The sequence below is a fragment of the Neorhizobium sp. NPDC001467 genome, assembly GCF_050275975.1.
GTDB lineage: Bacteria > Pseudomonadota > Alphaproteobacteria > Rhizobiales > Rhizobiaceae > Neorhizobium.
This window is the reverse complement of record NZ_JBNNPS010000006.1, coordinates 217078-240652: the sequence shown is the minus strand read 5'-3', so window position 1 is coordinate 240652 and position 23575 is coordinate 217078. Positions and strand designations below refer to the sequence as shown.

Below are 23575 nucleotides of genomic sequence, written 5' to 3'. Positions count from 1 at the left end.
AGTCCCCGCGCCGGATTGCTTTCCTTCAAGAAAGCGGACTTGAACTTTGGGTATTTTTAACGCGAACCCCCGGCGCCCAGTGTCCGAAATGGATACGCCCAGGAGATTTCATGTCAGTATCTACCCCGTCGCGCGAAGATTTCGCAGCTCTGCTGGAAGAATCCTTTGCCAAGACCGATCTCGCCGAAGGCTACGTTGCCAAGGGTATCGTCACGGCGATTGAAAAAGACGTTGCCGTCATTGATGTCGGCCTCAAGGTCGAAGGCCGTATCGCGCTGAAGGAATTCGGTGCAAAGGGCAAGGACGGCTCGCTGAAGGTTGGCGACGAAGTTGAAGTTTACGTCGAGCGCATCGAAAACGCTCTCGGCGAAGCTGTTCTGTCGCGCGAAAAGGCTCGCCGCGAAGAAAGCTGGGTCAAGCTCGAAGCCAAGTTCGAAGCCGGCGAGCGCGTCGAAGGCGTTATCTTCAACCAGGTCAAGGGTGGCTTCACCGTCGATCTCGACGGCGCCGTTGCCTTCCTGCCGCGTTCGCAGGTGGACATCCGTCCGATCCGCGACGTCACCCCGCTCATGCACAACCCGCAGCCCTTCGAAATCCTCAAGATGGACAAGCGTCGCGGCAACATCGTTGTTTCGCGCCGTACGGTTCTCGAAGAGTCCCGCGCCGAACAGCGTTCTGAAATCGTTCAGAATCTCGAAGAAGGTCAGGTTGTTGACGGCGTCGTCAAGAACATCACCGATTACGGTGCGTTCGTTGACCTCGGCGGCATCGACGGCCTGCTGCACGTCACCGACATGGCATGGCGCCGTGTGAACCATCCGTCGGAAATCCTGTCCATCGGCCAGCAGGTCAAGGTTCAGATCATCCGCATCAACCAGGAAACCCACCGCATCTCGCTCGGCATGAAGCAGCTCGAGTCGGATCCGTGGGATGGCATCTCGGCCAAGTACCCGGTCGGCAAGAAGATCTCCGGTACCGTCACGAACATCACCGATTACGGTGCTTTCGTTGAGCTGGAGCCGGGCATCGAAGGCCTGATCCACATTTCCGAAATGTCCTGGACGAAGAAGAACGTTCATCCCGGCAAGATCCTTTCGACCACGCAGGACGTCGACGTCGTCGTTCTCGAAGTCGATCCGTCCAAGCGCCGTATCTCGCTCGGTCTCAAGCAGACCCTCGAGAACCCCTGGCAGGCATTTGCCTTCAGCCACCCGGCCGGCACTGAAGTCGAAGGCGAAGTCAAGAACAAGACCGAATTCGGCCTGTTCATCGGCCTCGAAGGCGACGTCGACGGCATGGTTCACCTGTCCGATCTGGACTGGAACCGTCCGGGCGAGCAGGTCATCGAAGAGTTCAACAAGGGCGACATCGTCAAGGCCGTTGTTCTCGACGTTGACGTCGAGAAGGAGCGTATCTCGCTCGGCATCAAGCAGCTCGGCAAGGACTCGGTGGGTGAAGCCGCCGCTTCCGGCGACCTGCGCAAGAACGCTGTCGTTTCGTGCGAAGTCATCGCCGTTAACGACGGTGGCGTCGAAGTGAAGCTCGTCGACCACGAAGACATCACGTCCTTCATCCGCCGCGCTGACCTCGCTCGCGACCGCGACGACCAGCGTCCGGAGCGTTTCTCGGTTGGTCAGGTTTTTGACGCTCGCGTCACCAACTTCTCCAAGAAGGACCGCAAGGTCATGCTGTCGATCAAGGCTCTCGAGATCGCTGAAGAGAAGGAAGCCGTTGCTCAGTTCGGTTCGTCCGACTCGGGCGCTTCGCTTGGCGACATCCTGGGCGCAGCCCTGAAGAACCGTGGCGGCGAATAATCGCTAGCTTCGATCTTTCGAAATGAAGACAGGCCGTCGGGGAAACCCGGCGGCCTTTTCCGTTTCGGCTGTCGGCAATCGCGAATGCTATTCGAGGATCGCCAGCCGCCGGTAGAAATCCTCGGCGGTCGGCGCCGCGCGGCTCGACAGGTGCTGTTGCGGCGCCTGCCGCAGACCCGCCGTGGCCGTTACCGGCTCATGTTCCGTCATTTCGTCAATGTCGTCGATAACGATCTGATCGAGCACCGTTTCCACCGCGGCAGCGTCCCTGGCGGGCTGCTTCTCCTGTCGCGAAGAATGTTCGCCGCCAGAACCCTGCCGCGATGGCTGGCCATCGTCACCGACCGCCGGCTTGCGCCTCACCGCATGGTCCCGCTCATCGTCGAAATCCTGACCGGCGGCCCGGGGCACGAGCGGATGGGCCGGCGGTTCGCGAGCCGGCAGCATCATTCCGAGCAGGGCTTTTTCGAAGGCGGTGTCGGCCTGACGCGCCAGGCCGGCGGCGTTGAGCGTCGTCGTCGGCATCGGCGAGACGACCGGTTGTAGCGGGTTTCGGTCGACAGCATCGATGGGCCGCTTTCGCGGCGCGACCACACCACCGTCTTCAACACGGTCTTTGCCCGGCATAACCTCGCTTACGCCTGTTTGAGCGTTGGGGAGGGCAGCAGACGTCGGGCGCAAAGCTCGGCCTTCCGGCTTTTCCGCAGGGATATCGAACCTCTGTCCATCGTCAGGCAAATCCATTGCCGTCGGCAAAGTGTACGGCGTCAGTAAGCCAGCCCGAGCATGGGCACTTCGGGCAAGGGCCGCCGCGTCATAGATTGCGCCCACTCTGCTGGCGCCGTCGTTTCGCAAGGCCGAGGCCGGCGCGATAGGAGGACCGGCGGTTGGCGCCGCTGCATCGTCCTGCGTGCCGCCCGTCATGGGTGGCATTTGCGGCCGCGCAGCCATCTTGCCATCGGGCTCCGTCGATACCAGCGCTTGCGCATCCGGCATGGTGGGCGGCGCGGATAGCGGAACCCGAGAGGGACCGGGACCGGTCCCGACAAAAACCGGTTTGCCGGCGGGCTGGCCGGGCCTGGGCGTTCTCCCGTCAACCGCATCATCGCCGGAGCCGCCATCTTGGTCGCCGCCAGTTCCAGGGGCCGCGTCGGCCGCGTCCGTCATGCTGCCCTCAGCACTATCTGGCGCCGTCGCCGCAACAGCCCGTGTTGTTGCAAGGAGCGTCGACGCCGCTTCGCTTTGCCGATCGGTAGTCGTCGTCGCGCGCAAAACGGTGCGGGGATCGAGCGTCCCCATCCCGTCCGGCTTGCCTGGGCTCGTGTCCTTGCCAGAATTGTTGGTCGCTAGCAGCGCGCCAGCAGTGCTGGCGATGTCGACGCCATTGTTCTGCCGGTAGGATTGAACCGCATGACCGGCGGCAATATCCACGCCGCCGGCACGGGCGACCTCGATGCGTACGGCCAGTCGCGCGGCCGCCGGACCGGTCGGGTCCTTCAAAAGCTCGCTCAGCAGCTTGACCGTGATGCCCTGCATGGTCTGGTCCAGCAATGCCTGCAACCTGGCCCGCTCGGCGCTGCCGAGCGCCTGGATCGCCGCAGCCAGCCGTCTGCTGTAGTCGGCCAGTGTCTCGCCCTCATGGCGCGGCAGGTCGAGAAGGCTGCCGAGCGTCTCTGCGAAAACGGAAAGGCTCTGCCCCAGCCGCAGCTGGCCGGAAAGATCGAGCAGATCCGCGCTGCGGGTCGTCGGGGGCGCGGCGGGCGGTGCGCTGGCCTGGGCTTCCCCATCCGTGATTTGCGGCAAGGGCGACGTCTGCCGTGCGTTCGCCTGCGGCGCAGAGGGCGTGGCCTGGGCGGGAAGGGCAGGAACAGCTAGGGCAGGAAGTGGGGGCAGCATGGCCGGCTCCGCGGCAAGGAGGCTGGTCCTCGTGTGGATGGGACAGGCCGGCCGCATCGGATAGGGTGATCCGCAACCCTAAGGGTTGTGGCCGTGGCGCCTCATGGCACATTCATGCCGGTCGCGAATGATGGCCCGAACATCCCTAACGTTTCGCTAACGCCATCGGCAAGGCGGTCAGGCGGCGCCCTGCACCGGTCATCCCGGGTCAGCTATGGGCAAAGATATCGGTCTCTCCCCAACCCAGAAGGTCGAGTTTGGACCGTGACGGCAGGAAGGCGAAACAGGCTTCGGCCAGTTCCATCCGCTTGTCGCGGATGAGGCGTGTGACCAGCTTGTCGCGCAACGCATGCAGGTGCAGTACGTCCGATGCCGCATATTCTAGCTGCGCCTGGGAAAGAACCTCTGCAGCCCAGTCGGTCTGTTGTTGCGCCTTGGAGATATCCACCTCAAGCAATTCGCGCAGATTGTCCTTCAGGCCATGGCGGTCCGTATAGGTCCGCGCCAGGCGGGAAGCGATCTTCGTGCAGAAGACCGGTGTCGTCGTCACGGCGAAGGTATGAAACAGCACGGCGATATCAAACCGGCCGTAATGAAAGATCTTTTCGTGGGTCGGATCAGCCAGAAGGGTAACGAGATTGGGCGCCTCCTTCTGTCCGGCGGCAATGCGGACGATATCGGCCGTGCCGTCTCCAGGTGAAAGCTGCACGACGCATAGACGATCGCGATGCGGCACCAATCCCAGCGTTTCTGTATCGATGGCGATCGCGCCTGTGTAACGCGCCGCATCCGCGGCGGAAATGTCGCCCTCATGTTGACGGATCGTGGTCATGACTTATCCTTGTCTCGGGTCTGCGTACTTGCTGGGGGATCTCGTTGTGATCCATTCATAACGCCCTTTGCCCTGTTTCGTGACATAAAAACAAGCAGGCTTGCACCAGACGCATTGCTGCGTTGCAACAAACACGTTTCCCTTTCGTGAGAAGCATAGCTATAAGGATCACATCGAAGCGGCACACTCCTCCTCCCAGTGCCGCCCGATACGGATCGACAACATCCTCCTCCTCCCAGTTGTCGGTCAAGTTTAAAGCCTGCCGCACCTCCTCCCGCGGCAGGCTTTTTCGTTTTTGCCCACCGTACTGATGGGTAACGAGCCCGAATCTATTCCGCTTCTCATCTCCCGGTCTTGCGACGTCACGTAAGTGTCATCCCGCGCCGATATACCGCACCTCGCCTTCACATTTGCAACTCCTCAGCGAGGTTCCACCATGCGCAAAATTCTTGCCGCCCTGGTCGCTACGACCGTTCTTGCCGGCGCCGCCCAGGCCGCCGAAATCTTCCCGCTTGATCGTGCTACGATCCTGTCCGGCTCGCCTTTCGACTTCAAAGTCGAGTTTGATGCCGTCGTGAAGCCGGAAGACGTGAAAATCACCGTCAACGGCCAGGACTACAAGGCCGCTCTCGGCAAGGAAGTCGAGTTCGTGGCCGAAGAAAAGAACAAGGACAAGGTCCTCGGTTCGGCCGTCATCCTGCGCGGCGTTACCATCGCCAATGCCGGTGACTACAAGGTCGAGGTTTCTGCCGGTTCGGAAACCAAGAACGTCACCTGGAACGTCTATGGTACGCCTGCCCAGGCCAAGGCCAAAAACGTCATCTTCCTGATCGCCGACGGTCTTTCTGTCGCCCACCGCACCGCTGCCCGCATCATGTCCAAGGGCATGACCGAGGGCAAGGCCAATGGCCGCCTCCACATGGATGATGTGCCGCCGGTCGCCTTCATCGGCACCTCGGCCACCGACGCCGTCGCAACCGATAGCGCCAATACCATGTCGGCCTACATGACCGGTCACAAGACCGCCGTGAACGCCATCGGCGTCTATGCCGACCGTACCCCGTCCTCGATGGACGACCCGAAGGTCGAAAACATCGCCGAAGCCCTGCGTCGCCAGACGAAGAAGTCGATCGGCATCATCTCGACGGCCGAACTGCAGGACGCCACCCCGGCAGCCATCGTCGCCCACACCCGCAAGCGTGGCGACAAGGCCGAGATCAATGGCATGCTGTTCGACGTCAAGCCGGAAGTCGTGCTGGGCGGCGGTTCGGCCTACTTCCTGCCGCAGGCCACTGCCGGCTCGAAGCGCAAGGACGACAAGGACTATATCGCCATGTTCAAGGAAGCCGGTTACACACTGGCAACCAGCAAGGACGAACTGGCAACGGCCGCCGGCGCAAACGACGGCAAGATCCTAGGTCTGTTCCACACCGGCAACATGGACACCACGCTCGACCGCGAGTTCCTCAAGAAGGGCACCGTCGGAAAATTCCCGGAACAGCCGGGTCTCGTCGAAATGACCCAGGCTGCTCTCGACACCCTGTCGAAGAACCCGGAGGGTTTCTTCCTCATGGTTGAAGCGGCGAACGTCGACAAGATGTCCCACCCGCTCGACTGGGATCGCGCCGTCGTCGACACGATCGAATTCGACAAGGCAGTCGGTGTCGCCCAGGAATTTGCGGCCAAGAACCCCGATACGCTGATCGTCGTGACCGGCGACCATACCCATGGCGTTTCCATTATCGGCACCGTCGATGACGATAAGCCGGGCACCGACATGCGCGAAAAGGTCGGCACCTACGCCGAGGCCGGCTTCCCAAATTACGAGGACAAGAACGGCGACGGCTACCCGGACAAGGTCGACGTTTCGCGTCGCCTGTTCCTCAACGCCAATAACGGCCCGGACCATTACGAAACCTTCCGCCCGAAGTTGGACGGCCCGTTCGCGCCGGCTATCCAGAACGAAAGGAAGGAATACGTCGCCAACGAGCAGTACAAGGACGTTCCCGGTGCAGTTCTCGTCACCGGCATCATCCCGAAGAGCGCGGACAGCGGCGTTCATGCTGTTGACGACATCGTTCTGCAGGCAGAGGGCCCCGGCGCCGAAGGCTTCCGTGGCTACATGGAGCAGAGCGACGTCTACAAGGGTCTGGCAGAAGCTTTCGCTCTCGGCGCAAAGCAGACCAACTAGGACCTGACATGAGCAAGGGCACGCTTTCGTGGCGTGCCCTTGTTCTTGCCGCTCTTGCATCGTCCATGCGTTGGGATCACGATGCCGGAGACAGTTCCAGAAAGGAGAATGGTCATGAGCAAGCCGGATCAGGCGCGTTTCAATCGCCGCCAGGCCCTTCAGACCATGACTTTGGGCCTCATCGCCGGTCTGCCTCTGTTGGCCACCGGCACCCGCACGCAGGCCGCCGACAGTGACATCACGTTTGACGAGCTCTATGGGAAGATCAGCGTGCTGGGACTGGAGTTTTCCGAAAAGGTCAGACAGCTGAACGGCAGGCAAATCGCCATGCGCGGCTTCATGGCGCCTCCGCTAAAGGCTGAGGCTCAGTTTTTCGTGCTCACCGAAATCCCGATGTCAATCTGCCCCTTCTGCTCCACCGACAGCGACTGGCCGGACAATATCGTCGTCGTCTATCTCGGCGAAAAGCAGACCTTCACCCAGCCCAGCCAGACGATCGAAGTGCGCGGCAAGCTGGAGATGGGCTCGTGGACGGACCCGGAGACGGGGTTCGTCAGCCTCCTGCGCATCCGCCAGGCCGAATACGCCACGGTTTGAAACATGTTGCCGCTGAAAATCGAAAATCTCGCCGTCACCTTTCCGGGTCTGGCAGCACCGGTTCTTGAGATCAAAGACCTGGAAATCGCCGCGGGCAGCCACGTTGCGCTGACAGGCGGTTCCGGCTCGGGCAAGAGCACGCTGATCAACATCATTTCCGGCCTTGAACGCATCCTCAAAGGGCGCGTTCAGTGGGGCGATCAGAATCTTGCAGATCTGTCCGAAGGGAAGCGGGATCGCTGGCGGGCGGCAAATATCGGCCTCGTCATGCAGGATTTTCATCTCTTTCCCGGCCTCTCGGCGCTGGAGAACATCCTCCTCCCGGCGCGCCTGGCGCGCGTCGCCGATGCCACCCTCGTCGCGCGCGCCCGCACGCTGTTCGAAACGGTCGGCCTGAAGCGCCACGAGCAACATATCGAGACCATGTCGCGTGGTGAAATGCAGCGCGTGGCCATTGCCCGCGCGCTTTTGCGCAAGCCCGGCGTCATCGTTGCCGATGAACCGACAGCCAGTCTTGATCTTGAAAGCGGCGAAGCTGTCGGCGACCTGCTTCTTTCCGTCGCCGCCGATGCCGGTTCAACGCTCATCGTCGCCAGCCATGACCAGCGGCTCGTCGACCGTCTCGGACGCCGTCTCTCATTAAACAGCGGTCGGATCGTCGGGGACGTATCCACCACGGGGATTGCGGCATGATCCGCTTCATTCTTGCCGACCTGCGGCGTCTCTGGCTGGGGGGCGCCGTCGTCGTCCTTCTGGTTGCGCTTGCGACGGCTCTGGGCGTTGCGGTTACCCTGCAGGAGCGCTCGCTTCGTCTGGGCAGTGCGCGCGCGGCAGACAAGTTCGATCTGGTGGTCGGCGCGGCCGGCAGCGAGACCCAATTGGTGCTCTCTTCCATCTTCCTGCAGGCCGCCCCGCTGCCGCTGGTAGAGGGGTCCGTATTGACGAAGCTGGCAGCCGATCCGCGCGTATCCTGGGCGGCACCGGTCGGTTTCGGTGATTCCTTTGGCGGCTATCCGATCATTGGCACGACCACGAGCCTGATCAGTGGAACGACGGCGGGTTTTTCCGAAGGCAAGATCTTTGCGCTGGAAGGCGAGGCCGTGCTTGGTGCAGCGGTTGATCTCACCGTCGGTGCGCAAATCAAGCCCATGCACGGCACGGCCGAAACCGGGGGGCATACCCATGCGGGCGCTGCCTACAAGGTAGTCGGCAAGCTAAGACCGACCGGCACGCCTTGGGATCGCGCTATTCTGGTGCCGATCCAGGCCGTCTGGCATGTTCACAACCTTGGCCACGGCCACGGCGATGAAGGTCACGCACAGGCGGATCGTGACGCAAATAATGCAGAGGAGTCAGCCCAGCCTGCCGCTCGGCCGGCTGCGCAGCAACAGGACCACAAATACGCTTTCGCGCTAGGTGCGGCCTCCTCGAAACATGTTGAGGAAGACCGTCACGGCAGCATCGAAGCCGATGCGCCCATCGTCGAGATTTTCGGTCCGGCCACGCCAGGCCTGCCGGCCATACTGGTCAAGCCCAGGACGATCGCCGATGCCTATCGGCTGCGTCAGGAATATCGCTCGGGATCGACGATCGGCGTGTTTCCGGGCGAAGTTCTCACCAGTCTCTATGCCACGCTCGGTGATGCCAAGACCGTCCTCAGCGCTGTTGCCGCCGGGTCGCAGGGTCTGGTCGCCGCGGCCCTCGTCCTGGTTACCGTCATTCACGTGGGTCAGCGCCGCCGCCAGATCGGCGCCCTGCGTGCCTTCGGCGCACCGCGCAGCGCCGTCTTCCTGATTGTCTGGCTCGAGCTTTTCCTGCTGGTCGCCATCGGTATCGGCCTCGGCTTTCTGCTGGGATTGGGTGCAGCCCATATCGGCGCGCAGATGTTTACTGCGAAAAGCGGTGTCATCCTGCCAGTGGGTTTTTCCCGGGAAGATGGGCGGCTTGCGGCAATTCTTTTCGCGCTTTCTGCCGTGTTAGCGGCCGTACCGGCCCTGCTCGCCTATCGCCAGTCGCCGGCGCAGGCGCTCAGGGCCTGAGCCGACCACCTTTCTTTTGGGTCAACCGAGAGCCGCAATCGATGCCATCACGTCATCCTCGATCGTCAGGCCGGTTTCCAGCGCTGCCTGCCGCAAGCCGCGCCCACGGCGGCCCGGAAGCCGCACACCCTCGTCACGCGCCATCTCCGCGGCAAGCGCCGCCATCCGTTCGGTCGTGCCGCCACCGCTGGCAGCATTCGGATCGATGGCGATGATCATCTGACCGAGCGCCGGGGAGGGGCCGTGTTCGTCGAAGAGTGAACTTGCCTGATAGGAAAAATTGGCTCCTGTCAGTCCGGCGGCCAGAACTTCGACCATCAGGGCTAAAGCCGCACCTTTTGCGCCGCCGCTTGGCGCCATCGTGCCCTTCAAGGCCGCTGCCGCATCTGTGGTCGGGCGGCCGTCCGTATCGAAGGCCCAGTCCTCGGGAATACGCGCGTTCTTCTGGTGCGCCGCCATCACCTTGCCACGCGCCACTTTGGAAAGTGCAAGGTCGATGACCAGTGGTTCGCTTCCCGCCACGGGCACCGCGAAGGCGATCGGGTTGGTGCCGTAGAGCGGTGTCCGGCCGCCCCAAGGTGCCATGGCCGCTGGCGCATTGGCAAACATCATCGCCACCAGGCCCTGTTCGGCGAACCGCTCCACCGTCAGCGCCATTACGCCGGCATGATGAGAACGATGGACCGCAGCAAGGGCGATCCCCTGTTCGCGCACAATTTCCGGCAACATTTGCACGGCGAGGTCGAGGGCCGGATAGGCAAAGCCATGCGCTGCATCGATGGTCAGGACTGCCGGCCTGGGACGGTCTGTCAGCGGTCGGGCGCGACCGTCCACCTTGCCGCTGCGGACCTGTTTCACGTAAGCCGGAACACGCCGCAGGCCATGGCCGCCTTGTCCGGCCGCTTCGGCCTGAACAAGCGCGCGGGCGACCGAAAGCCCGCTGGAGGCTTCCATGCCGTTTTGAACGAAGACGGAAGAAACGAGCTGTTCGGCTTGCGCCAGTGATATGTTCATGACCTGCACCTTTCGCGATGCAGCAAGACCTATCAAGGAGCGGTGGGAAACGCTACCGCCGCCCTGACACCGTCGAGGGGCAGCGGCGGCAATTTCAGCGCATGGTGAAGCGGATCGGCACCGTGATCGTCTTGTTAACGCCGACGGGGGGGGCGGGCACCGGCGAGGCCCGCTTGAGCAAGGCCAGGACTTCCTGGTCAAGCGCCTGCGAACCGGACGAGCGCGACAAGGAGACGGACAGGACATTGCCGCTGTTGTCGATCTGGAACCGCACGGAGGCCGTGCCCTCCTCGCGGCGCGCACGGGCGGCCGCAGGATATTTCTTTCTGCGCTCCAGATGAGCGGCGAGCCGGCCTTGCCAGCGTTGCGGCGAGATCGACGGCGCACTTGCGGTGCTGTTCGAGGTCTGCTGCGCTGCCGTGCGGTCAGATGGGCTGGCTTCGATCTTGGCCTTCTCGCTCGCCTTGGAAGCCTGTACCTGCTTTTTCGGGCGCGGCTTTTCGGCCACCTTCTTCTTCACCGGCTCTTCCGGCTTCTTCACAACGGGTTCGGGAGGACGCATGACCGGCAGCGGTACTTCGACATTGTCGAGCGCCGCCATCTGTTCCTGCACGACCGGGTCGACTTGGGGTTCCGGCGGCAGTTCCGGTAGGGGCTCGGGCACGCTCTCGGTTACCTCCTGCACCGGTTCGGGTGCGGGTTCCGGCTCAGGTGGCGGTTCCTCGATCACCGGCTCCGGTGGCGTCGGTTCAGGCGGCGTCACCTCCTGCGGCGGCTCCGGGAGCGGTTCCTCAGGTTCCGCGACCTCGCTTTCGACTTCCGGTGCATCCTCCACCTGTTCGGAGATCTGCGTTTCTTCCGGAATGGCTGCTTCGGGCTCCGGTGCCAGTTCGATCATGATGGCCGGCGGCGGCGCGTTCTCGCCCGCGGCAACATCCGGCGAGCGCATCAGATAGAAGCCGGCCCCGATATGCAGGGCGAGCACAACCAGGCCAGCCGTTCCCCACAGGGCCGCCTCTCCCAGCCGCCCGGACGGCGTCGGATTGAAGATTGCCGAATTCACGGGGCGGCACCTCCGGCGGGGGCGGGTCCGGACGCCGCGGGAACCGGGTTGGAAGCCGCACTGCCCTGCGAAGGGATCGGGGCGGGCAGGCTTTCGAGACCGACAAGCGCGATCTTGAGGTAGCCCGCATCGCGCAGCAGGTTCATCACTTCCATGAAATGACCGTAATCGACCATCTTGTCGGCTCGCAGGAAAATCCGCGTATCGCGCTTGTTGCCGGTCAGACGGTCCAGCGTGTTGCCCAGTTCCTCGCGGGAGACGACGTCGTTGCCGAGGTTAAGGCTCAGATCTTCCTTGACCGTCAGATACATCGGTTCGTCAGGACGCTCGGCCGGCTTGGCCGTGGAGGCGGGCAGATCAACATTAACGTCGACGGTGGCAAGAGGCGCGGCCACCATGAAAATGATCAGCAGGACCAGCATCACGTCGATGAACGGCGTCACGTTGATCTCGTGGTTCTCGGCCATTTCCTCGCCGTGGTGTTCGCGGATGCCGCCAGCCATGATCTTACTCCCCGGCCACCAGCGAAACCGGCTTGGCGCGACCGCCTGGCGGGATCTTGCGGAAATCGAGGTCACGGCTGACAAGGCGCTCGACGCCGGCAGCGGCATCGGCCAAAAGCTGGCGGTAACCGGTAACGGAGCGCGCGAACAGGTTGTAGATCACCACGGCCGGAATGGCCGCCACGAGACCGATTGCAGTCGCCAACAGCGCTTCGGCGATACCGGGAGCCACGACGGCAAGATTGGTGGTGTTGGATTCGGAAATGCCGATGAAGGAATTCATGATGCCCCAAACGGTGCCGAATAGTCCGACGAACGGACCGACGGAACCGATTGTCGCCAGGATGCCGGTGCCGCGGGCCATGCGGCGTCCGGCAAAAGCCTCGATCCGGCTGAGGACGGACGAGACGCGCTCCTTCACGCCGTCGCCATCGGCATGTTCGATCGCAGCTTCGGACACTTCCATTTCCTCGGCGGCGGCGCGCAGCATGGCAGCGGCTGGACCACCACGACCTTCGGTCGCGTTTACGGCTTCGGCGAGCGTACGGGCGTTGCGGATCGCCTTGATCGTTCGCCCGGCGCGCGCCCGCGCACCTGCCAGTTCAAGCGTCTTTGCAAACCATACCGTCCAGGTCAGGAGCGAAGCAATGGCGAGCCCGATCATGACGCCTTTGACCACCCAGTCGGCCTGCATGAACATGCCCCAGGGGGAAAGATCGTGCGGCAGGTCAGCGCGCGGTGCATCATCGGTTGGCGCCAGTTCGGTAACCGGCGGTTCGGCCCCAGGTTGTGCTGGCTGCGCATTTGCACTTGGCTGGGCATTCAGGTCCTGCGCTGGCTGCTGGCTGGCTGCGGGCGCAGGCGTTGCCGCCGGGACGGCGTCGTTCCCGGCCTGTGCTGGCGCAGATGTCTGCGGCTGGGTCGGGGCGGCCTGATCCGTCGGTGCTGCCGGCGCCTGTGGCGTTGGGTTTGCGGGGGCCGGGGACTGTCCCTGCGCGGCTTCTGACGGCTGCGTGACTGCCTGCGGCAGGCGACCGGTCGGAGCACTCGGCGTGGCCGGGGTTGGCTGGGCGGCGTCAGTAGGCGGGGGCGTGGCCGGTGCCGCCGTGCCGGAAGCTGTGCCCTGCTGCGGAGCCGACGTCGTTGACGTATCGGTCTGGGGTGTTTGCGCATTGGCCGATGCCGTCATCAGCGTCATGGCGATCAGCGCCGTGCAGGACATTAGGTGCACGCCGCGGCCACGGCTGGTCGAAAATCGGTTTTCGGCGATGGACATTCAGAAACACTCCGGACTCGAAACAGGCTTGCACGATGCATCCCATCGTGTGCCATGCCCGGGAGAATGCGTCGTCGCATTCGATCCGTCAGCGAACATGCCGCAGGCGACGCTCGTACCGTTCGGTTACCCGATAGTAAACTTGACTACATTTGGCAACAATAAATTGTTGCGCTACGGTAAAATGCGCTTGTTCGCCAGCGGTGTCCGAAGCCCGTTAGAACGGGGCCATGCGACGGATGGCAGTGCCGGCTGGATGCCCGCGCGCCTACGACAGACACCAAAAAGCCGCCCGTGAAAAATCACGGACGGCTTTCTCATCGTGTTTCCGCCACGCTCAGAGCGTGCGGGTAATGTGTTCCACGCGGAAGCACTCGATCGTGTCTCCGGCGCGAATGTCTTCGTAGTTCTCGAAGGCCATACCGCATTCCTGACCCATCGGCACTTCCGACACTTCGTCCTTGAAGCGCTTGAGCGTCTTGAGCTTGCCTTCGTGGATGACGACGTTATCGCGAACCAGACGGACGCCTGCACCACGCTCGACCTTGCCTTCGACGACACGGCAACCGGCAACCTTGCCGACCTTGGTGATGTTGAAGACTTCCAGGATCTCGGCATTGCCGAGGAAGGTTTCGCGGCGTTCCGGCGAAAGCAGGCCAGACATCGCAGCCTTCACGTCATCCACCAGATCGTAGATGATGTTGTAGTAGCGGATGTCGATGCCGTTGCGGTCGGCAACGGAGCGGGCCTGGGCATTGGCGCGGACGTTGAAGCCGATGATGGCGGCGTCCGATGCTTCGGCCAACGAAATGTCCGATTCCGTGATGGCGCCGGCGCCCGAGTGGACGATGCGCGCACGTACTTCGTCGGTGCCAAGCTTGTCGAGCGATGCGATGATCGCTTCGACCGAACCCTGCACGTCACCCTTGATGACCAGCGGGAATTCCTTGAAGCCGGTGTTTTGCAGCTTGCTCATCATCTGTTCGAGCGAACCGCGCTGACCGGACTGGCGGGCGACCGCCTTGTCGCGTGCCAGACGCTGGCGATATTCGGAAATCTCGCGAGCACGGCTTTCGTTTTCGACGACGGCGAAGCGGTCACCGGCAGCGGGCGTACCCGAAAGGCCGAGGATCTCGACCGGCATGGCAGGCCCTGCTTCCTTGACGTGATCACCCTTGTCGGTGACGAGGGCGCGGACGCGGCCCCACTGGTCGCCGGCGACGATGATCTGGCCCGGCTTCAGCGTACCCTTCTGGACGAGCACGGTGGCAACCGCACCGCGGCCACGGTCGAGCTGGGCTTCGATGACCGTACCTTCGGCAGTACGGCTCGGATCCGCCTTGAGGTCGAGAATTTCGGCCTGCAGAAGCACGGCTTCGAGCAGCTTGTCGAGGTTGGTGCGGTTCTTGGCCGACACTTCGACATCGAGCACTTCACCGCCCAGCGATTCAACGAAGACTTCGTGCTGCAGAAGCTGCTGGCGGACCTTGTCCGGCTTGGCTTCGTGCTTGTCGATCTTGTTGATTGCCACAATGATCGGAACACCGGCTGCCTTGGCATGGTTGATGGACTCGATCGTCTGCGGCATCACGCTGTCGTCGGCTGCAACCACCAGGATCGCGATGTCCGTCGCCTGCGCACCGCGGGCACGCATGGCCGTGAAGGCGGCGTGGCCGGGGGTGTCGATGAAGGTGATCTTCTGGCCGTTCTGTTCGACCTGATAGGCACCGATATGCTGGGTAATACCACCGGCTTCGCCGGAGACTACGTTTGCCTGACGGATGGCGTCGAGCAGCGAGGTCTTGCCGTGGTCGACGTGACCCATGATGGTGACCACCGGAGGACGCGAGACCATTTCGCCGGCAACATCGGCCTTGTCGAAAATGCCCTCTTCAACGTCAGATTCCGAGACGCGCTTGACGGTGTGGCCGAACTCGCTTGCGATGAGTTCTGCCAGGTCGGCGTCGATGACGTCGCCCGGCTTCATCATCTGACCTTCCTTCATCAGGTACTTGATGACGTCGACGGCGCGTTCGGACATGCGCTGCGACAGTTCCTGAATGGTGATCGTTTCCGGCAGGATGACTTCGCGGATGACCTTTTCGCGGGTTTCCTGAACCTGGCTGCGGCGGAACTTCTCCTGACGGCGGCGCATGGCGGCCATCGAACGGCCACGAGCGTTGCCGTCGTCGTCCGTGCTGGCTGCGGTGATCGTCAGCTTGCCCTGGCGGCGACCTTCATCTGCCTTCGGACGTGCTGGCGCCTTTGCCGGAATGGCAACCGGCGCCTTGCCGCGGTTCGGACCGCCACGGGCCGGGCCGCGATGATCGTCGTCTTCGCCGGCATTGCGGCGGCCCGGCATTGCCGGAGCGCTGCCGGGTGCTGCGGGACGCGAAACCTGCGGGCGGTTTTCCTGGGAGCGCGTAGCGGCCGGCGCGGTCGCCGGTTCAGCGGCAGCTTCCACGACCGGCTCTTCCACCGGCTCGGGCTTCGGCATGGCGGCAATGCGCGCGGCTTCAGCCTCGGCCTCGATGCGGCGCTGTTCTTCCTCGACCTTGCGACGAGCCTCGTCCTCGGCGCGCTTTTGCGCTTCGATGACTTCACGCGCCTGCGCCTCGACAAGGGCGCGACGACGGGCATCCATTTCGCTGGCCGACAGGTCGTGCAGCACGGCGCCACGCGGGCGCTCGGGCTGGCGAACCGGCGTGGGGGCCGGGCGATGCGCCTGCGTCTGCTGGTGCACGCGCGTCTGGTTTTGCTGCGGGGCAGGGGCTGCCGGGCGCGGCGCTGCCGCCGCATTGGCAGCAGGCGTCGTCGCATGGGTTTCCGCACGCGGTGCCGCCGGCGTCGTGATCGGGGTGATCGGCTTTTCGTCCTGCGGGCGGGTCGGGCGGCGTTTCACCGTTTCGACGACGACCGACTTCGTACGGCCGCGCCCCATGTCCTGGCGCACGGTTCCCTGGCTCATCCCTGAAGGCTTCAAGGTGAGGGTCTTCTTCATGCCGATTGTCTTGTCGTCTTTGTTGTCGGTCATTCCGTTCCTGTTCCTTCGCACAGGACCGGATGAGGAACATCAGAGCCTGTGTTTCAATACACGTCGTTCAATGCGGCAGCCGGCCTTTGCCGGTAACCGTGTCATGTTTCTGACCGGCCAGCGCCGCCATTTGCTCCGGAAGGACCGCCACGACGGTACGTTTCGAGCATGGTTGCGCGTTTCACTACACCTTCACCCGCCTGGCCTGCAAGCGCCACGGCATGGATAAAAGCATTCTGGCCCATCAGGTCGTCCATTTCGGCCGCGGTAAACAACGCGAAGGAAGGGATCTCCTCTTCCAGGTCGTTACCGAGCCGCCAGGCCTTGCGGGCCTGGTCGATCTTGCGCACGCCATCCGCGGCGGCATCGGTCGCGTGAAACACGGCCAGAGCCTCGCCCGAACGAACGGCGGCATCCACTTTCGTCGCGCCGGTCACGAACTGGCCTGCCTTGCGGGCCATGTTCATCATCCCGGCCACCTGGGCGACCAGAAGCTGATCGACCAGTGCCGGCAGTTCCGGCTCCGCACGCACCTCTGTTCTGAGGGCGCGTGCAAAGATCTTGCGGGCCACGGCCTTTTCGACCAGAGCCCGTTCCGCCTTCACCCAGCAGCCGCGACCGGGCAACTGGCGTTTCAGGTCGGGAACCACCGTCCCGTCGGGGCCGGCCACGAAGCGGATCAGCGTTTCCGGCGATCCGGCCTCGCGTGTCACGATACAGGTGCGGTCGTTGAAAACCTCGTCCGCGCCCTGATCCTCGTGATCACCGTTGGCAGAAGCCTCGGCAATCATTCCTGTCCAGCGGCTTCCGCCTCCTCCGAAACCTCGGCTTCCTGCTCGGCAGCCAGATCCGCTTCGGTGATCCAGCCGGCCAGCAAACGGGCCTGCACGATCATGTTTTCCGCCTCGACGCGCGACACGTCGAACTTGGAGAACGTGCCTTCGAACTTTTTGGTTTCACCGTCCTTGCGCTCCGACCAGCCGACGAGATCATCGGCTGCGCAGCCGGCAAAATCCTCGACCGTCTTGATGCCTTCTTCGCCGAGTGCCACCAGCATCTGGGCGTTGAGGCCATCAATCTGCTTCAGCTCGTCGGCAACGCCGAGCGCCACGCGCTTTGCGTCGTTTTCGGCTTCGATACGCTCCAGGAATTCCTTGGCGCGCGTCTGGATTTCGTTGGCGGTGTCTTCGTCGAAACCGTCGATCGAGGCGATTTCGTCGAGTTCGACGTAAGCCAGTTCCTCGACGGCGGCAAAACCTTCCGAAGCCAGCACTTGGCCGACCATTTCGTCGACGTCCAAGGCTTCCATGAACAGGTTGGTGCGTTCGTTGAATTCCTTCTGACGGCGTTCCGACTCTTCGGCTTCCGTCATGATGTCGATATCCCAGCCGGTCAGCTGCGATGCGAGGCGGACGTTCTGGCCGCGGCGGCCGATGGCCAGCGACAGCTGCTCGTCCGGAACCACCACTTCGATGCGTTCCGCATCTTCGTCGAGAACGACCTTGGCGACTTCAGCCGGCTGCAGGGCGTTGACGATGAAGGAGGCCGGATCCTGAGACCACGGAATGATGTCGATCTTTTCGCCCTGAAGTTCGCCGACGACGGCCTGAACGCGCGAACCACGCATACCGACGCAGGCGCCGACCGGATCGATCGAGCTATCGTTCGAGATAACGGCAATCTTGGCGCGGGAACCCGGATCACGGGCAACCGACTTGATCTGGATGATGCCGTCGTAGATTTCCGGCACTTCCATGGTGAAAAGCTTGACCATGAACTGCGGATGCGTACGCGACAGGAAGATCTGGGGGCCGCGCTGTTCGCGACGCACGTCGTAAACGTAGGCGCGAACGCGGTCGCCGTAACGCATGTTTTCGCGTGGGATCATCTCGTCGCGACGGATGATGCCTTCGCCGCGGCCGAGATCGACGATGACATTGCCGTATTCGACGCGCTTGACGGTGCCGTTGACGATTTCGCCCATACGGTCCTTGAACTCGTCGAACTGGCGGTCACGCTCGGCTTCGCGCACCTTCTGCACGATGACCTGCTTGGCCGACTGTGCGGCGATGCGGCCAAAGTCCATCGGCGGCAGCGGGTCGGCGATGAAGTCACCGAGCTTGGCGTCGACATTGCGGTCGCGTGCCAGTTCCAGCGGGATCTGCGTGCCGTAGTCTTCGGCAACCTCGACCACTTCGAGAAGACGCTGCAGGCGGATTTCGCCGGTCTTCGAGTTGATGTCGGCGCGAATGTTGGTCTCAGAGCCGTAGCGCGAACGTGCGGCCTTCTGGATCGCGTCGGCCATGGCGGCCAGAACGATTTCGCGGTCGATGACCTTTTCGCGCGCAACTGCATCTGCGATCTGCAGAAGTTCAAGCCGGTTCGCACTCACTGCCATAGTCGTTGGTCTCCGTAGGTCGAAATGCTGTCTGCCTAAAAGGGCAGGGTTTCGTTCGTTATTCGGCGTCTTGTTCGTCTTCGTCGTCGTTCTGGTTGGCCGCCTGCTTTGCAAGCTTGTCGGCCTTCAGCGCGTCGCGGATCAGGTCGTCCGTCAGGATCAGCTTGCCTTCGGCCAGCGCCGAGAACGGAATGGTCACGCGCGGCTCTTCGCCGTAGGCCACCTGATCGCGCTCGAGCACGAAACCGTCTTCATCGGTCTCGCCGATCTTGCCGCGGAAACGCTTCTTGCCGTCGACCAGGATCGAGGTTTCAACCTTGACGAGATGACCGGTCCAGCGGGCGAAATCGGACTTGCGCACCATGGGGCGGTCGATGCCCGGCGACGACACTTCCAGATGATACTCCCGATCGATCGGATCTTCCACATCGAGAACCGGCGAAATCGCGGTGGACACGGCTTCGCAGCCTTCGACATCCATCGTGCCGTCTTCGCGCTCGGCCATGATCTGCAGCGTCATGCCGTTCTGATTCATCATGCGCACGCGCACCAGACGGAAACCCATGCCAACAAGCGTGGGTTCGATGATTTCTGCGATCCTGAGGTCAAGGCCCGTCTCGACGATGAGACGCGGCTCGCGTTCGGTTGGCTGCATGTTTTATCCGGCGTGTTATCGCTTGCGTGCGATGCTTCTCCCGCGACCGGCTAATAAAAAAGAGCGGGTCCTTGCGGGCCCACCCTTCATCAGACGATCAAGAATTTAAATGCTATATACGCCTCGATCCGCCAGATTGCAAGGGTTGTACGATCAACGCTTTAGCCGCGCCTAAACCATCTGACCGAGGGCCTGTGTTTCGGCTTGCCCTGATGCACCATGTCTCTAGGTTAGCGTATAACAAGAATCATTCAGGAACAGCACAGTGCCCGATCGGGTGTCGCCTCTCGCGCCTTTCAGCCACCAGACATTTCGCACGGTCTGGTTCGCCAGCATCTCCTCCAATCTCGGCGGATTGATCCAGGCGGTGGGCGCTGCCTGGATGATGACCTCGATCAGCACGTCGCAGGACATGGTGGCGCTGGTGCAGTCGTCGACGACGCTGCCAATCATGCTGTTCTCGCTGATCTCGGGCGCATTGGCCGATAACTACAATCGTCGCGGCATCATGCTGACGGCGCAGATCTTCATGCTGGTCGTCTCGTCGCTGCTGACGCTCTGTGCCTATCTCGGCGTGCTGACGCCGTGGTCGCTGCTCGCCTTCACCTTCCTGATCGGTTGCGGCGTGGCGCTCAACAACCCTTCCTGGCAGGCTTCCGTGGGAGATATGGTGCCGCGCGACATTCTGCCGGCTGCCGTCACGCTCAACAGCGTCGGTTTCAACATTACCCGCAGCGTCGGCCCGGCTATTGGCGGCGCCATTGTCGCGGGCGCAGGCGCCGCGGCGGCTTTTGCCGCAAATACGGTCAGCTATCTGGCGCTGATCTACGCGCTTGCACGCTGGCGGCCACAATATATCAAGACAAAACTGCCCCGTGAAACCATGCTGCGCGCCATCTCCGCCGGCATCGGGTATGTGGCGATGTCGCCGAACATCCTCAATGTGATGTTCCGCTCCTTCATCTTTGGCATTTCCACCAGCATCATCCTGGCGCTTCTGCCGATCGTTGCCCGTGACCTCGTCTCCGGCGGCCCGCTTACCTATGGCATCATGCTCGGCGCTTTCGGCATCGGCGCCATCGGCGGCGCCTTTGCCAATGCCAGCTTGCGCGAAAAGTTCACGTCGGAAGCCATCGTCCGCATGTCGTTTTGCGGTTTTGCCGTCAGCGCGGTCGTCACCGCGTTCAGCACCAACGCATGGGTCACCACCGCCGTCATGCTCATTCCCGGCGCCTGCTGGGTGATGGCGCTGTCGCTGTTCAACGTGACGGTGCAGATGTCGACGCCGCGCTGGGTCGTCGGCCGCGCGCTCTCGCTCTATCAGACCGCGGTGTTCGGCGGCATGGCCGGCGGCAGCTGGATGTGGGGTCTGGTTGCCGAGGAGCATGGCGCACCGATCGCGTTTCTCTGTTCCGCGGCGGTCATGCTTGTGGGCGTGGCAATAGGCCTGCGCATGCGCCTGCCGCAGTTCGAAAGCCTTAATCTCGATCCGCTCAATACCTTCAGCGAACCCTCTCTGCGCCTCGACCTCAAGGCCCGAAGCGGCCCGATCGTGCTACTCATCGATTATACTATCGGCGAAAAGGACGTGGCCGAGTTTCTCGAATTGATGTCACAGCGCCGACGCATCCGCATCCGTGACGGTGCGCGCCAGTGGACGCTGATGCGCGATCTGGAAAATCCGGACATCTGGACGGAAACCTATCACACCGCAACCTGGGCCGATTACGTGCGCCACAACCAGCGCCGCACCCAGGCGGATGCCGATGTCTGGAAGCGTATCCGCGAACTGCATGCCGGCGAAGTCGGCCCGCGCGTCCACCGCATGATCGAACGTCAGGCCATCCCGCCGCGCGACGATATTTTTCACAAGGCACCGATCGACTTGCAGCATTGAGGATTAGCGATGGCTCAGACGAGCGTTTCTTTTCGAAAGGCGACCGAAGTCGATCTGCTGGGCATCATCCACATGTTGGCTGACGACAAGCTCGGCCAGACGCGCGAGATCCTGTCCGATCCGGTGGATGCGCGTTACACGGCGGCCTTTGCAGCCATCGATGCCGATCCCAACCAGTTGATGGCCGTTGCCGTCAGTCCCGACGGCGGCTTGGCCGGATGCCTGCAACTCTCCTTCATTCCCGGTCTGTCGCGCACCGGCATGTGGCGGGCTCAGATCGAAGGCGTGCGCATTTCTGCCGATCATCGCGGCAGTGGACTGGGCTCTCGTTTCATCGAATGGGCCATGGAACAGGCAAAGGAACGCGGCTGTGGCCTCGTCCAGCTTACATCGGATAAAACACGGCCGGATGCGATCCGCTTTTATGAAAAGCTGGGTTTTGTCGCCGGCCACGAAGGGCTGAAACTCAGCCTATCGTAACTTCCCCTTCAACGAAGCATCTGGATAGCAGGTCTGAGCAAGCCCGCTTTTCGCCTGCCAGTCGCCCAGCGAGCGGCGGGTCTTGAAGCCGGGCAATCCATCGACATTGCCGACATCATAGCCCTTGGCGACCAGTGCCTTCTGCATGGCCAGAACGTCGGAGCGCAGCATTTTCCGGACATCGCCCCATTTCGCCTGGAACGGTCCCGCACCATAGGCGATGCGATCGGCCAGATTGCCGATGAACAGCGCATAGAGGTCGGAATTGTTGTATTCCTTGATGACATAGAAATTCGGCGTCACCAGAAATTCCGGTCCGCCACGCCCCGCGGGCACCAGCATCATGCCATCCGCCTTCAGATCGGCAGACGGAAACGCCTTGCCGCTGATCCGTTCGATTCCCATGCCCGCCCAGGCGGACACCGGCTTGGCGAGATCCGGTCCTTCCTGCGCGCAGGAGACGTTCTGCGGAATGGAAACCTCGAAACCCCAGTCGCGATTGCGCTGCCAGCCTTCCTGTTGCAGGTAATGGCCGATCGAGGCGAGCGCATCCGGCACCGAATTCCAGATATCGGCGCGGCCATCGCCATCGAAATCGACGGCATATTTCAGGTAGCTGGTCGGCATGAACTGCGGCTGGCCCAACGCGCCGGCCCATGATCCCTTCATGGTCGAAGCGCTGGCATCGCCACGCTGAATCATCTGCAGGGCCGCGATAAGTTCCTCGCGGAACATGTCCTTGCGGGTGGACATGAAGGCTTTTGTGGCCAGAACCTCAACGGCCGTATAGGGCAGACGGGCCTTGCCGAAACCGGATTCCCGGCCCCAGATGGCAACGATCACCTCGCCCGGCACGCCATAAGCGGCTTCGATCTTTTTCAGCGTTGAACCATAGGTGCTTGCGAGGCCCCGACCGGTCGCCGCCAGTCCCTGCAGGCGTTTCTCATTGAAGTAAGCGCCGGGCGAGGAGAACTCCGCCTGGCTTTGGTCCTGTTTCTTTGGCGGCGCCGTGCCCGGCGGCACCAGATCCGGTAGATCCCAGTTCAGCGATACGCCATCGAATGCAGCCTTGATCGTACGCTCGGAGACACCGGCCTTTTTGGCAGCTGGGGAAAGATCGCCGACGATCCATCGCTGGAACTGCTTTTCGACATCTGGCTTGTTTTGCGCAGCCGCGGGGAGGGGAAGAAAAGCAAGAACACCGGTCAGGGCTACAGCCAGTTTCGTCTTCATAAGCACCTCCTCAGATCGCCGTGCGTGCCCGAAGTGCGGCACTCAATGTGCCTTCGTCGAGATAATCGAGCTCGCCCCCCACCGGCACGCCATGCGCCAGCCGGGTGATGGCAACGCCGAGATCGGCCAGCCGGTCGGTGATATAATGGGCCGTCGTCTGCCCTTCGACCGTGGCGTTGACGGCGATGATGATTTCCTTGATGCCGCCTTCGTTCACCCGGTCGATCAGTGCCTTGATATTGAGATCGTCTGGCCCGACGCCATCGAGCGGCGACAGCGTGCCGCCCAGAACATGATAGGCGGCATTCATCACGCCCGCCCGTTCCAGCGCCCAAAGGTCGGAGACGTCTTCCACGACGATGATGACCGATTGGTCGCGCCGGTCGTCGGTGCACACCGTGCAGGGATCGATCGTATCGACATTGCCGCAGCGCGAGCAGACCTTTACCCTGTCATAGGCCTCGCCCATCGCTGACCCGAGCGGGCCAAGCAACTGATCCTTCTTCTTGATGAGGTGCAGTGCTGCCCGCCTTGCGGAGCGGGGGCCCAGTCCTGGCACTTTGGCCAGAAGCTGGATGAGTTTTTCGATTTCGGGACCAGTGACGCGTTTTGCCATGCGCCGCTTGTAGCCCATATGTCAGCCAAACGGAATC

At 62.5% G+C, this 23575-nt stretch carries 18 protein-coding genes and 2 pseudogenes; 7 read left to right on the top strand and 13 right to left on the bottom strand.

The features are described from left to right. Positions 1 to 110: 110 nt before the first annotated feature. The gene (rpsA, locus tag ACQKKX_RS14595) at positions 111 to 1814 is read left to right on the top strand and encodes a 30S ribosomal protein S1 (RefSeq protein WP_427571547.1); all 1704 of its coding nucleotides are present in this window, start codon (positions 111 to 113) and stop codon (positions 1812 to 1814) included. 87 nt (positions 1815 to 1901) lie between these two features. Here rpsA and ACQKKX_RS14590 read toward each other — a convergent pair whose 3' ends face one another. After that, complete coding sequence (locus ACQKKX_RS14590; protein WP_427571545.1) at positions 1902 to 3710, bottom strand: hypothetical protein; 1809 nt, start codon at positions 3708 to 3710, stop codon at positions 1902 to 1904. 208 nt (positions 3711 to 3918) lie between these two features. Next, positions 3919 to 4542: a ribonuclease D gene (locus tag ACQKKX_RS14585; RefSeq protein WP_427571543.1), complete on the bottom strand. Its 624-nt coding sequence runs from the start codon at positions 4540 to 4542 to the stop codon at positions 3919 to 3921. Positions 4543 to 4978: 436 nt separating this feature from the next. Here ACQKKX_RS14585 and ACQKKX_RS14580 point away from each other — a divergent pair, with 436 nt between their 5' ends. From ACQKKX_RS14580 to ACQKKX_RS14565, 4 genes are all read left to right on the top strand, one after another. Beyond that, positions 4979 to 6733 (top strand): alkaline phosphatase, encoded by a 1755-nt coding sequence (locus tag ACQKKX_RS14580; RefSeq protein ID WP_427571541.1) that lies wholly within the window; start codon positions 4979 to 4981, stop codon positions 6731 to 6733. A gap of 165 nt (positions 6734 to 6898) precedes the next feature. Continuing rightward, a complete protein-coding gene (locus ACQKKX_RS14575; RefSeq protein ID WP_427571613.1) occupies positions 6899 to 7330 on the top strand; it encodes a hypothetical protein in 432 nt (143 codons plus the stop codon). Between the two features lie 3 nt (positions 7331 to 7333). Next, the gene (locus tag ACQKKX_RS14570; protein ID WP_427571540.1) at positions 7334 to 8023 is read left to right on the top strand and encodes an ABC transporter ATP-binding protein; all 690 of its coding nucleotides are present in this window, start codon (positions 7334 to 7336) and stop codon (positions 8021 to 8023) included. Beyond that, positions 8020 to 9369, top strand: coding sequence for an FtsX-like permease family protein (locus ACQKKX_RS14565; protein ID WP_427571538.1), 1350 nt, complete (start codon positions 8020 to 8022; stop codon positions 9367 to 9369). The genes ACQKKX_RS14570 and ACQKKX_RS14565 overlap by 4 nt, the downstream gene beginning before the upstream one ends. Positions 9370 to 9390: 21 nt before the next feature. On the opposite strand, the gene ACQKKX_RS14560 is transcribed toward ACQKKX_RS14565, so the two are convergent. The 9 genes and pseudogenes from ACQKKX_RS14560 to rimP form a co-directional block, all read right to left on the bottom strand. Further along, a complete protein-coding gene (locus ACQKKX_RS14560; RefSeq protein WP_427571536.1) occupies positions 9391 to 10383 on the bottom strand; it encodes an Ldh family oxidoreductase in 993 nt (330 codons plus the stop codon). A 94-nt stretch (positions 10384 to 10477) separates the two neighbouring features. Then, complete coding sequence (locus ACQKKX_RS14555) at positions 10478 to 11446, bottom strand: energy transducer TonB (protein WP_427571534.1); 969 nt, start codon at positions 11444 to 11446, stop codon at positions 10478 to 10480. Then, a complete protein-coding gene (gene exbD / locus ACQKKX_RS14550) occupies positions 11443 to 11949 on the bottom strand; it encodes a TonB system transport protein ExbD (RefSeq protein WP_427571532.1) in 507 nt (168 codons plus the stop codon). The genes ACQKKX_RS14555 and exbD overlap by 4 nt, the downstream gene beginning before the upstream one ends. A gap of 4 nt (positions 11950 to 11953) precedes the next feature. Then, entirely contained in the window at positions 11954 to 13225 is a 1272-nt protein-coding gene (gene exbB, locus ACQKKX_RS14545; protein ID WP_427571530.1) for a tonB-system energizer ExbB, read from the bottom strand. A gap of 337 nt (positions 13226 to 13562) precedes the next feature. Next, positions 13563 to 15923, bottom strand: a pseudogene (infB, locus tag ACQKKX_RS14540) (translation initiation factor IF-2); the annotation flags it as partial. Positions 15924 to 16078: 155 nt separating this feature from the next. Further along, positions 16079 to 16259 (bottom strand): annotated as a pseudogene (locus tag ACQKKX_RS14535) (translation initiation factor IF-2 associated domain-containing protein); the annotation flags it as partial. A gap of 101 nt (positions 16260 to 16360) precedes the next feature. Further along, positions 16361 to 17050, bottom strand: coding sequence for an RNA-binding protein (locus ACQKKX_RS14530; protein ID WP_427571528.1), 690 nt, complete (start codon positions 17048 to 17050; stop codon positions 16361 to 16363). Beyond that, entirely contained in the window at positions 17047 to 18657 is a 1611-nt protein-coding gene (gene nusA / locus ACQKKX_RS14525; RefSeq protein WP_427571526.1) for a transcription termination factor NusA, read from the bottom strand. The genes ACQKKX_RS14530 and nusA overlap by 4 nt, the downstream gene beginning before the upstream one ends. Before the next feature lie 58 nt (positions 18658 to 18715). Then, the gene (gene rimP, locus ACQKKX_RS14520) at positions 18716 to 19312 is read right to left on the bottom strand and encodes a ribosome maturation factor RimP (RefSeq protein ID WP_427571525.1); all 597 of its coding nucleotides are present in this window, start codon (positions 19310 to 19312) and stop codon (positions 18716 to 18718) included. Positions 19313 to 19577: 265 nt separating this feature from the next. On the opposite strand from rimP, the gene ACQKKX_RS14515 reads away from it, so the two are divergent. Beyond that, positions 19578 to 21209: an MFS transporter gene (locus ACQKKX_RS14515; protein ID WP_427571523.1), complete on the top strand. Its 1632-nt coding sequence runs from the start codon at positions 19578 to 19580 to the stop codon at positions 21207 to 21209. A gap of 9 nt (positions 21210 to 21218) precedes the next feature. Next, on the top strand, positions 21219 to 21689 hold the full coding sequence (locus ACQKKX_RS14510) for a GNAT family N-acetyltransferase (RefSeq protein WP_427571521.1): 471 nt from the start codon (positions 21219 to 21221) through the stop codon (positions 21687 to 21689). Here ACQKKX_RS14510 and ACQKKX_RS14505 read toward each other — a convergent pair. Next, positions 21681 to 22922 carry a lytic murein transglycosylase gene (locus ACQKKX_RS14505; RefSeq protein ID WP_427571519.1) on the bottom strand — a complete coding sequence of 414 codons (1242 nt, stop codon included), beginning with the start codon at positions 22920 to 22922 and terminating at the stop codon, positions 21681 to 21683. The genes ACQKKX_RS14510 and ACQKKX_RS14505 overlap by 9 nt on opposite strands. Before the next feature lie 10 nt (positions 22923 to 22932). Then, positions 22933 to 23538, bottom strand: a complete 606-nt coding sequence (gene recR, locus ACQKKX_RS14500; protein ID WP_427571518.1) for a recombination mediator RecR — start codon at positions 23536 to 23538, stop codon at positions 22933 to 22935. Positions 23539 to 23575 lie beyond the last annotated feature (37 nt).

Excerpts from the sequence above, each read along its gene's own strand:
- rpsA (WP_427571547.1), top strand. The coding sequence starts at position 111 with ATGTCAGTATCTACCCCGTCGCGCGAAGATTTCGCAGCTCTGCTGGAA.
- ACQKKX_RS14590 (WP_427571545.1), bottom strand. The coding sequence starts at position 3,710 with ATGCTGCCCCCACTTCCTGCCCTAGCTGTTCCTGCCCTTCCCGCCCAG.
- ACQKKX_RS14585 (WP_427571543.1), bottom strand. The coding sequence starts at position 4,542 with ATGACCACGATCCGTCAACATGAGGGCGACATTTCCGCCGCGGATGCG.
- ACQKKX_RS14580 (WP_427571541.1), top strand. The coding sequence starts at position 4,979 with ATGCGCAAAATTCTTGCCGCCCTGGTCGCTACGACCGTTCTTGCCGGC.
- ACQKKX_RS14575 (WP_427571613.1), top strand. The coding sequence starts at position 6,899 with ATGACTTTGGGCCTCATCGCCGGTCTGCCTCTGTTGGCCACCGGCACC.
- ACQKKX_RS14570 (WP_427571540.1), top strand. The coding sequence starts at position 7,334 with ATGTTGCCGCTGAAAATCGAAAATCTCGCCGTCACCTTTCCGGGTCTG.
- ACQKKX_RS14565 (WP_427571538.1), top strand. The coding sequence starts at position 8,020 with ATGATCCGCTTCATTCTTGCCGACCTGCGGCGTCTCTGGCTGGGGGGC.
- ACQKKX_RS14560 (WP_427571536.1), bottom strand. The coding sequence starts at position 10,383 with ATGAACATATCACTGGCGCAAGCCGAACAGCTCGTTTCTTCCGTCTTC.
- exbD (WP_427571532.1), bottom strand. The coding sequence starts at position 11,949 with ATGGCTGGCGGCATCCGCGAACACCACGGCGAGGAAATGGCCGAGAAC.
- exbB (WP_427571530.1), bottom strand. The coding sequence starts at position 13,225 with ATGTCCATCGCCGAAAACCGATTTTCGACCAGCCGTGGCCGCGGCGTG.
- ACQKKX_RS14530 (WP_427571528.1), bottom strand. The coding sequence starts at position 17,050 with ATGATTGCCGAGGCTTCTGCCAACGGTGATCACGAGGATCAGGGCGCG.
- nusA (WP_427571526.1), bottom strand. The coding sequence starts at position 18,657 with ATGGCAGTGAGTGCGAACCGGCTTGAACTTCTGCAGATCGCAGATGCA.
- rimP (WP_427571525.1), bottom strand. The coding sequence starts at position 19,312 with ATGCAGCCAACCGAACGCGAGCCGCGTCTCATCGTCGAGACGGGCCTT.
- ACQKKX_RS14510 (WP_427571521.1), top strand. The coding sequence starts at position 21,219 with ATGGCTCAGACGAGCGTTTCTTTTCGAAAGGCGACCGAAGTCGATCTG.
- ACQKKX_RS14505 (WP_427571519.1), bottom strand. The coding sequence starts at position 22,922 with ATGAAGACGAAACTGGCTGTAGCCCTGACCGGTGTTCTTGCTTTTCTT.
- recR (WP_427571518.1), bottom strand. The coding sequence starts at position 23,538 with ATGGCAAAACGCGTCACTGGTCCCGAAATCGAAAAACTCATCCAGCTT.